At 67.1% G+C, this 8,457-nt stretch carries 9 protein-coding genes and 1 pseudogene; 3 read left to right on the forward strand and 7 right to left on the reverse strand.

The window, feature by feature from the left end:
- Positions 1 to 141: 141 nt before the first annotated feature.
- Positions 142 to 1,116, forward strand: a complete 975-nt coding sequence (locus ABW137_RS02285) for a quinone oxidoreductase family protein (protein WP_526396470.1) — start codon at positions 142 to 144, stop codon at positions 1,114 to 1,116.
- A 19-nt stretch (positions 1,117 to 1,135) separates the two neighbouring features.
- Here ABW137_RS02285 and ABW137_RS02290 read toward each other — a convergent pair whose 3' ends face one another.
- Positions 1,136 to 2,083 (reverse strand): cation diffusion facilitator family transporter, encoded by a 948-nt coding sequence (locus ABW137_RS02290; RefSeq protein ID WP_526396472.1) that lies wholly within the window; start codon positions 2,081 to 2,083, stop codon positions 1,136 to 1,138.
- 144 nt (positions 2,084 to 2,227) lie between these two features.
- Here ABW137_RS02290 and ABW137_RS02295 point away from each other — a divergent pair, with 144 nt between their 5' ends.
- A complete protein-coding gene (locus ABW137_RS02295; RefSeq protein ID WP_526396474.1) occupies positions 2,228 to 3,475 on the forward strand; it encodes an Ig-like domain-containing protein in 1,248 nt (415 codons plus the stop codon).
- A 383-nt stretch (positions 3,476 to 3,858) separates the two neighbouring features.
- Here the strand turns inward: ABW137_RS02295 and ABW137_RS02300 are convergent, their stop codons facing one another.
- Both ABW137_RS02300 and ABW137_RS02305 read right to left on the reverse strand, forming a co-directional pair.
- Positions 3,859 to 4,206: an Lsr2 dimerization domain-containing protein gene (locus tag ABW137_RS02300; RefSeq protein WP_526396476.1), complete on the reverse strand. Its 348-nt coding sequence runs from the start codon at positions 4,204 to 4,206 to the stop codon at positions 3,859 to 3,861.
- Between the two features lie 116 nt (positions 4,207 to 4,322).
- Positions 4,323 to 5,771: a neutral zinc metallopeptidase gene (locus ABW137_RS02305; RefSeq protein WP_526396478.1), complete on the reverse strand. Its 1,449-nt coding sequence runs from the start codon at positions 5,769 to 5,771 to the stop codon at positions 4,323 to 4,325.
- A gap of 100 nt (positions 5,772 to 5,871) precedes the next feature.
- On the opposite strand from ABW137_RS02305, the gene ABW137_RS02310 reads away from it, so the two are divergent.
- The gene (locus ABW137_RS02310; RefSeq protein WP_526396480.1) at positions 5,872 to 6,375 is read left to right on the forward strand and encodes a pyridoxamine 5'-phosphate oxidase family protein; all 504 of its coding nucleotides are present in this window, start codon (positions 5,872 to 5,874) and stop codon (positions 6,373 to 6,375) included.
- Positions 6,376 to 6,383: 8 nt separating this feature from the next.
- On the opposite strand, the pseudogene ABW137_RS02315 reads toward ABW137_RS02310, so the two are convergent.
- The 4 genes and pseudogenes from ABW137_RS02315 to ABW137_RS02330 form a co-directional block, all read right to left on the reverse strand.
- A pseudogene (locus tag ABW137_RS02315) lies at positions 6,384 to 6,661 on the reverse strand (thioesterase family protein); the annotation flags it as partial.
- Positions 6,662 to 6,665: 4 nt separating this feature from the next.
- On the reverse strand, positions 6,666 to 6,965 hold the full coding sequence (locus ABW137_RS02320) for a GNAT family N-acetyltransferase (RefSeq protein WP_526396482.1): 300 nt from the start codon (positions 6,963 to 6,965) through the stop codon (positions 6,666 to 6,668).
- Between the two features lie 16 nt (positions 6,966 to 6,981).
- On the reverse strand, positions 6,982 to 7,947 hold the full coding sequence (locus ABW137_RS02325; RefSeq protein ID WP_526396484.1) for a pirin family protein: 966 nt from the start codon (positions 7,945 to 7,947) through the stop codon (positions 6,982 to 6,984).
- Complete coding sequence (locus tag ABW137_RS02330; RefSeq protein WP_526396486.1) at positions 7,944 to 8,390, reverse strand: EVE domain-containing protein; 447 nt, start codon at positions 8,388 to 8,390, stop codon at positions 7,944 to 7,946. The genes ABW137_RS02325 and ABW137_RS02330 overlap by 4 nt, the downstream gene beginning before the upstream one ends.
- Between the last annotated feature and the right edge of the window lie 67 nt (positions 8,391 to 8,457).

Genomic DNA, 8,457 nt, shown 5'->3' on the forward strand with positions numbered 1-8,457 from the left:
GGGGGCCACGAACCCCCGCCGAGCTCCCCCAACGAGGAGAAGCCGTGCCCATCTACACCTGCACCACAGCCGATTCGACGCCCACCACTGCGTCGGAAGACGCAGCGTGGCTCGCCACGACCGATCGATAGGAGTCACGCCATGCATGCCATCGAAATCTCTGAAACGGGCGGCCCCGACGTCCTCACCTACGTCGAGCGGCCGACGCCGTCGCCAAGGCCGGGGGAGGTGTTGATCGAAGCCGAAGCCATTGGCGTCAACTTCATCGACACCTACTTTCGGACGGGGCTCTACCCGCACGACCTGCCGTTCGTCGTCGGCAGCGAAGTGTGTGGGGTCGTGGCCGCCATCGGTGATGGCGTCACCGCCTTCGCGGTGGGTGATCGCGTGGCGAGCGCCGACGCCACCGGTGCCTACGCGCAGTACTGCGTCGCACCCGTCGAGTTGACCGCCGCGGTCCCCATGGACATCCCCGCTGAGATAGCGGCCTCGGCGCTGCTCAAGGGATTGACGGCGCACTTGCTGATCAAGTCGGTGCACGCCGTCGAAGCCGGCGACAGCGTGCTAGTGCACGCGGGTGCCGGCGGCGTCGGACTGATCCTCACGCAGTGGGCCACCAGCATGGGCGCGAGAGTCCTTGCGACAGTGTCCACGCCGGAGAAAGCCGATCTGTCCCGTCGGGCGGGTGCCGTCGAGGTGCTCGACTATCCCCAGGACGCCGCGTCGTTTGGCGCAGCGGTTCGCGCGCTGACCGGAGGCAACGGCGTGGCCGTGGCGTACGACGGGGTTGGCAGGACGACGTTCGACGCCAGCCTGGCGAGCCTCGCAGTGCGCGGCACGCTGGCGCTGTACGGCGCCGCCAGTGGACCGGTGCCGCCCGTCGACCCGCAGCGCCTCAATGCGGCAGGCTCGGTGTACCTCACCCGACCGCTTCGCACCCACTTCAACCGCACCCGTGAGGAATTCATCTGGAGGGCGGGCGAATTGTTCGACGCGATCGTCGATGGAACCGTGACGGTGACCACCGGGGAGCGGTATGACCTCGCGAACGCCGCTCAGGCGCACCGCGACCTGGAGGGGCGTCGGACTCACGGTTCGACGGTGCTGACGCCATAGCGCGCCACGGGCGCGGGCATCAAGCCCCGCGGTAGGACTGTCCGTGGGGCTCGACGCAGTGCGAGTCCTCATCGTCCGCGCAGACGTGATCGACCTGCAGCGTGGTGTGATCGATGTGGTGGCTGTCGTGCAGGATGCGTTCCAGGTCTCCGCGGATCGCATGACAGTCGGCGCCGTCGTTGACGATGACGTGGGCCGACAGCGCAGCCTGGCCGGACGTGATCTCCCAGATGTGGAGGTCGTGCACCTCGGCGACCGAAGCCACCGACGCCAGCTGCCCGCCGATGGCGACGGTGTCCATGCCCTTGGGGGCGGCCTCGAGGAAGATCCGGCCCGACGCCCGGACCAAACCCCAGCCCGCCTTGATCATGAGTGCCGCGACGACCAGGGCGGCGATCGCGTCGGCGCGGGCAAAGCCCGTGAGCCACACCACCGCACCGGCGATCGCGGTCGCGATGAATGCGTACAGGTCGTTGAGGATGTGCTGGAATGCGCCCTCGACGTTGAGGCTGGTGCGATTGGCCTTGCTGATGCACCACGCGGCGGCGATGTTCACCACGATGCCGAAGAGCGCGGTGACGAACACCAGCAGTCCCTCGACCTCGCCGGGCGAGAACAGCCGGCGGATGCCCTCGAAGATGAAGTACGCGGCCAGTAGGAGCAGGGTGATTCCGTTGGCCTGGGCGGAGAGGATCTCCGCACGCTTGAGGCCGTAGGTGTAGTCACCGCGAGCGGGTCGGGCCGCCAGGCGGATCGCGACCAGCGCCAGCACGATCGAGGCGGCGTCGGTGAGCATGTGGCCAGCGTCGGTGATCAAGGCCAGCGACCCGGCCAGAATGCCGACGACCACCTCGACTGCCATGAAGCCGACGATCAGGACGAGTGCCAGCGAGAGCCACTTCTTGTTGGCGTCGGCCGATACCCCGTGCCCGTGTTCGTGGCCGTGGTCGTGCGCGCTTTCCCCCATGGCTCGCGCCTCCTCTCGGTCGTCGTCCGGTGGGACGAGCCGAGCATACATCGATACATGCATATGTTGGCATGCTTCCTGGATGCCATCTACTATCCTGATGCGTAGATTCGTGACTCCTGCGCCGATCGGAGATGTGCCCTGATGCTCGAACGCCGCCGTCTCGGCACGGTGCTCGTCGCGATCGCCGTGACCACCGTCGTCCTGGTGACCACCACCCGCGATACCCGGCAGGGCCGCATCGAGGCGGCGGCAACCCCGACGGAACAACCGGCGCCGGTCACCGTGCCCGCGAAGATCTCGGTGTCGCCACCCCCCGGCGCCCAGGACGTTCAACCCACCGGCGCAGCCTGGGTCGAGGCGATCTCCGGGACGCTGACGAATGTCCGCATGGTCAACGAGCAGGGTCGGGTGATTGCCGGAGCGATGGCCTCGGACGGTAAGGCATGGCGGCCCGCCGAACCTCTCGGCTACGGCCGCACCTATACGTTGACCGCCACCGGCCGCGGATCCGACGCCACGATCGCGACGCGAACGACGCGCTTCTCCACCGTCGTTCCGCAGGATCAGGCGGGCGTGGAGCTGACGACGACCTCCGGGGCCCGGTTGCGCGATGGCGGTACCTACGGCGTGGGAACCGTCATCGTCGCCCGATTCGACTCGCCCGTCACGGATCGGTTGGCGGCCGAGGGTCGGATGAAGGTCACGACCACCCCGCCCGTCGAAGGCGCCTGGTCCTGGGTCGGCGACCAGAAGGCGCACTGGCGACCCAGGGAGTACTTCGCGCCCAACACCGCCGTCAGCGTGGCGGCGGACATCTACGGTGCCCCACTCGGGGGAGGTCTCTATGGCGAAGCCGACCAACGGGTCGACTTCACCATCGGACCGTCGCACGTGACGGTCGCCGACGACCTCACCAAACAGGTCAGCGTCTATGAGAACGGCGTCCTGGTCCGCACGATGCCCACGTCGATGGGCCGAGGGGGCACGGAAACCGTTGGTGGCAAGACGATTGCGTTCTGGACGCAGTCGGGGGTCTACACCGTCATGGACAAGGCCAACCCGGTCTTGATGGACTCCTCGACCTACGGGTTGCCCATCGACTCACCGTCCGGCTACCGGATCAGCGTGCCGTACGCGACGCGAATCAGCCCCGATGGCATCTATCTGCACGAGCGGGAAGCCACGGTGTGGGCGCAGGGCAACACCAACGTCTCGGCGGGCTGCCTCAATCTGAGCGCGGAGAATGCGCAGTGGTTCTACGAGTTCTCCCAGCCCGGCGACGTCGTCGAGGTCCGCAATACCGGAGGCAAGCCGCTGGAGCAGTGGCAGAACGGAGATTGGAGCGTGCCGTGGGAGGAGTGGACGAAGGGCAGTGCGCTGGCCGAGTAGGGCGGGCGAGCTAAGCGCCGTTGGACTCGCGCTGGGGGCGTGGATCGTCGTCGGCAATGGACTCTTGCTCGCGTTGGTGTCATCGTTTGATCGTGCTGCGTCGAATCCTCTTCGCGCTCAATCGGTTCTGGACGCGAAGTCGCGACCGTGCCTGCGGTGCCTGCTCACGAGCGGGGCCCATCTGTCGGGCCGACATGTCCAGTTGATGATGGTGCGCGGAACGTTGTCGACGGCCATGCCGCGCCTTCCGTTGTTCCGCAACGCGGTTGACGCCGTGGGGCACTCGCCCAGATGTGTGCCCGTCGACGATCGCGGGAAATGTGTTGGCCGCCGCCAACACTGCGGTGGTGGCCCGTGTCGTTCGTTGGCGGCGCGTCGAACGCCTACTTGTCCGCGGGGCGCGACCTGAACGCGTCGAGCACCTCGGAGCGAAGCCTGCCGCGCGGCCCCACGTCGAAACCGTTGTCCAGTGCCCACTTTCGAGCCTTTGCAGACTCCGCGGGATCTTCCTTGGGGCGGGTGCCGCGTGCCTTCTTGGTGCCCGACCGCCTGGCGGCCTCGACCCACCTCTTCATGGCCTTGCGGAGCTTGGCGGCGTTCTCCTCGGAGAGGTCGATCTCGTATCGCGAACCGTCGATGGTGAACGTCACCGTCTCTGCCGCGGCGGATCCGTCGATGTCGTCAATCCACTCGACGACTGTTCTCTTGGCCAACTGTCCGCCAACTCCCATCGCGCTGAAGGTGTTGCTAGTGGGTACATGATAACCGTTGACGGGCGCGTCAACGGCACGCCGGATGCCAGGCCTCCTACGCGGTGGCGACGGGTCGGGCCCGATGGGAGTCGTAACTACTTGAAGCGTGCGTAGCAGAGGTCCCGGTCGCCGCTGAGGCCCGACCGGTAGGCGATGATCCGAGTGAAGCCGGCGGGCACGGTCTCACCGTTGACGTTGCTGGCCGCCAAGCCGTTGGTCAAGAGACCGGCGACGGCTTCGTCGATGTCACCAGCGGTCAGCGTGAGGCCGAGGTCGCTTGCGGGGTTGGACATGGCGGCCTGCGCGACCCCCGTCAGGCACGCGGTGCGCAGTGCGGCCGCGGGCGAATCGAGAGTCGCGTCGCCGTGTTCCCGCTGCACCGCCAGCGCGTAACGCGACGTCACCACGGAGAACGCGGTGTTGTCGCCCTGCAGCAGGACGTAATCGCTCGGACCCGCTGGTGTGCCCATCTCGACAAGGGCTGGCATGTTCACGAAGATCGTGTTGCTATCCGGGCAGTACGAGGCCGGCGGAGTCATCTGGGCGTTCGCGCACTGCGGCGCGTCGAACGACAGTGCGGGGCGTTCGTTCAATTGGTACACCTCGCCGAGGATGTCGACGAACTGCGTGACGACGTCCTCGTCGAGCGGGATGTCCCCGGATGCCACCGCGCCGTATCCGTCGACGGGCAGAGTCAGCGGGAGATCGCCGCGGCGCTGGGCGATTTCGGCCTCGTCGATCTTTGCGCAATCCGACGGATTGCCGGTGAAGCCCATCTGGAACGAGCTGATCCGATCGAGCGCCGTCCCATGGCCCTCGCTGATGTCGGCCGCCTCGTCGGGGCCGTAGGTGGGGTCGCGAAGCGTCAACAGCCCGGCCAGCAGGTGGTTGAGCCCGTCGCCCGTGCTGAGCTCGAACCGCGGCGACTCGCCTTCGGCCACCCACCGGATGTAGTTCCCCGCAAAGCAGTCGGCCTGCTGCTCCCAGACCAGCCCGGGGGTGGATTCGCCGACCAGGTCGGCCATCACCTGAACGGCGTGCCCGTACTCGTGGCCCAGCACGCCCGCGACGGACACGTCGCCGAAGAACTGCTGGCCGATGGGGATTAGCTGACCGCGGTCCCACGCCATGAGATCCCTTGGCGGGCAATAGAAGGCGTTCGGACTGTCATAGGTGGAGTCGCCGCAGAGGGTCGGGCTGGCGGGATCCTGCGAGTCGTATGACACCAGGGTCTGCACGGGCGTGAACTCGCCCTGCAGGGACTCCGAGTACTGCTGACGCCAATAGTCCTCGATGTCGTTGACCGACAGCAGCGCGAGTCGGTCCTCTTCGCCGCCGTTGGTGTTCTCGACGGTGCCGGTGGGGGCTGGAGCGCCTTCGCGTATGCCGCTCGGTCCGTCCTTGGCAGGCAGACCGCCCGCCTTGAACGGGTCGTACAGCGGCGAGGACGCCCGACCCTGAGTCGTGGAGCCGCACGCCCCCAGGAGCATCGCCACGCAGGCGATGGCCACCATCGCCGTGAATCTGCCAGCCCGTTGCGCCATTGCCCGCTTCGCTCCGTGAGGTTGAGTTACCGAACTGCGCAGAGGGTATACCGGCGCCCCGGTAACGGTCGCCGTCACGGGTAACTGATAGGCATATCCGATGGGAAAGAACGAACGCTCGAAGATCGTGATGAGCGACGGCGAGATCGTTGAGTTCATCGAGCACAGTCGTACCGCCACCATGGCGACCTTGTTGCCCAGTGGCAGGCCCCATCTGATCGCCATGTGGTACGCCGTGCTCGACGGCGAGATCTGGTTCGAGACCAAGGCCAAGTCACAGAAGGCGGTCAACCTGCGCCGCGACCCGACCATCACGGTGATGATCGAGGACGGCCATACCTACGACACGCTGCGTGGCGTGTCCATCGACGGACGCGCCGAGATCGTCGACAGCGACCCGGAACAGCTTCTGCGCGTGGGAATCAGCGTGTGGGAGCGGTACACGGGCCCCTACACCGACGACACGAGGCCGTTCGTCGACCAGATGATGCACAACCGGATTGCCGTGCGCGTGGTGCCCAGCCGGCTGCGCAGCTGGGACCACCGCAAGCTCGGCATGCCCGAGATGCCGGTGGCGGGATCGACCGCGCAGTACCTGAACTGAGGCGGGCGCTAGCGCTGCTTGGGAGGATCGAAGCCCGGATTGCCCCGTGCTGTGGCGATGGCACCGCCGATCGGCCGCACCGGTCGAAGATCGCCGTCGTTCCGGTCGCGCCGCCTTCGTGACTGGTGTGCGTCAGCGCCGCGAGGCCGATGTCGTGGCCCACGGGAAGCCGACTCGACGTCACGGTGTAGTCCGCGTTGATGGGGTAGTCCGCGTTGATGAAGTGCAAACCTGCTGTGCCGTAGTGAGTTAACGAGCTCGCGACATCGCCGGCCATCGCCGCCCGGAGATCAGACCGGGTCGACGATGTCGTCGTACTCGGGGTGCTTGTCGACGTAGTCGGCCACCATCGAGCACGCTGGCACGATCCGCAGCCCCGCCGCTCGGGTGGACTGCAGCGCCTCGGCGACGAGGATGGTCGCCAATCCCCGGTTGCGGAACGTCCTGATGACCTCGGTGTGCGGGAAGGTACGTCGACCGCCGCGGTCGACGTAGTCGACGAGCCCGACGGTCTGGCCGTCGACGGCGACGGTGAAGCGTCCCGGTTCTTCGGAGACGGTGGTCGGTGCGCCGGTCTGGTCGAGCGTCATGGTCGTACTCCCGGAGTCACGGATTGGGCCTGGGCAACAGCGTGGTGGTGGGCAGCGGCGGGGCAGGCAGCCGGGCCCCCGGATAGCCGGCGACCGCGCCGAACCGTTCGTCGTGGTCCTGCCACTCTTGTCGATACTGCACGATCTCTTGGTGGCTGCGGGCGACGAAGTTCCACCACATCACCAGTTCCTCGCCGAACGGCGGGCCGCCCAGCAGCAGCACCCTGGCGGGCCGGTCGCCGCGGTTGGCGAGCGCGACGGTGTCGTGACCCGGTGACTGATACCAGAGGTCCGCGATGCCGAGTACCGTTCCGCCGGCCTCTTCACCTGCGTGAATGTCCCCCTGATCGAGCAGCACGCCGTGCTCGAAGGCCGGGTCGACGGGCAGTTCGATCGTCGCGCCGGGAGCCAGGTCGAGCTGTGCTCCCAGCAGTGGGGTGTAGGTCGGCACGGGGGAGTGGGCGCCATCGAGCTCGCCGATGAAGACCCGCGTCCGCACACCCCCGACGTGACGCACGTGGGGGGCGTAGTGGACGAAGTCGCGCCCGGAGTTGCGGTCGGCGGCGGGCAGGGCGACCCAGAGCTGCACCCCGTGCAGGATCGGTGACCGCGCGTCCGACACCTCGGAGTGGCAGATGCCTGCGCCTGCGGACATCAAGTTGAGCTCGCCGGGCCGGACCGTGGCGTGCACGCCCGCACTATCGCGATGTTCGATCTCACCGCTGAACAGCCAGCTCACCGTCTGCAGACCGGTGTGTGGGTGCGGCGGGACGTCCATCCCCGCACTCGATCGGACGTCGTGCGGGCCGTAGTGATCGATGAAGCACCACGCCCCGATCAACGAACGTTCGCGTTGCGGAAGGGTTCGTCGCACCCGGATGGCTCGCGGCCCGCCGAGCGGGACCTCCCTCGGATGCAAGACTCCGGTGAATCGCGAAGCACCGCAGGCGACTTGGTCGGGTGCCTGTTCGGTGTTGCTCACCCCTCCAGGGTAGCCCCGGCGGTCTGCGGCGCTCCCGTCATCGCCGCACGGAGGACCGCGAAGTCGTGTTCATCGATCTTGAAGACGCCAAATCGGAAGCGGTAGCCCCACTGGGCCTTGTTCTCGATGAAGTCGAGGTCGTCGAGCAGCGGTCGAATCGGCGTCTCCTGGCACGGCACGAACGCGACCTTGCGGCGCCAGGGCTGGAACTCGGGATCGAAATCCTCCTGGTAGATCTCGTCGTCGACGATCCGTCCAATGGCGGTGAACGCCTGCAGCGGATCGCCGTTGGGATAGTCGGTCTTCGGCGAGTAGAAGACGATCCAGTCGTCCCGTGCCATTCTGCGGAGCATGTGGGGCTTGCCGTGATTGGCCTGCGTGAAGCCGCCCGCCACGCCACGTTGCACGTGGCCGCGGCTGACGGTGTTGATCCAGTACGTCATGAGGTCAAGGTACGAGCGGGCGCCGACAGCTGTCGAAAGTTATCCACAGGGCCGTGACGCCCGGTCT

This window comes from Mycobacterium sp. (genome assembly GCF_040509115.1).
In the GTDB taxonomy this organism is placed as follows: domain Bacteria; phylum Actinomycetota; class Actinomycetes; order Mycobacteriales; family Mycobacteriaceae; genus Mycobacterium.

What these genes read in the sequence shown, in the direction of transcription:
- ABW137_RS02290 (WP_526396472.1), bottom strand. Translation starts at nt 2,083, where the DNA reads ATGGGGGAAAGCGCGCACGACCACGGCCACGAACACGGGCACGGGGTA.
- ABW137_RS02310 (WP_526396480.1), top strand. Translation starts at nt 5,872, where the DNA reads ATGGGAAAGAACGAACGCTCGAAGATCGTGATGAGCGACGGCGAGATC.
- ABW137_RS02330 (WP_526396486.1), bottom strand. Translation starts at nt 8,390, where the DNA reads ATGACGTACTGGATCAACACCGTCAGCCGCGGCCACGTGCAACGTGGC.
- ABW137_RS02305 (WP_526396478.1), bottom strand. Translation starts at nt 5,771, where the DNA reads ATGGCGCAACGGGCTGGCAGATTCACGGCGATGGTGGCCATCGCCTGC.
- ABW137_RS02295 (WP_526396474.1), top strand. Translation starts at nt 2,228, where the DNA reads ATGCTCGAACGCCGCCGTCTCGGCACGGTGCTCGTCGCGATCGCCGTG.
- ABW137_RS02300 (WP_526396476.1), bottom strand. Translation starts at nt 4,206, where the DNA reads ATGGGAGTTGGCGGACAGTTGGCCAAGAGAACAGTCGTCGAGTGGATT.
- ABW137_RS02285 (WP_526396470.1), top strand. Translation starts at nt 142, where the DNA reads ATGCATGCCATCGAAATCTCTGAAACGGGCGGCCCCGACGTCCTCACC.
- ABW137_RS02320 (WP_526396482.1), bottom strand. Translation starts at nt 6,965, where the DNA reads ATGACGCTCGACCAGACCGGCGCACCGACCACCGTCTCCGAAGAACCG.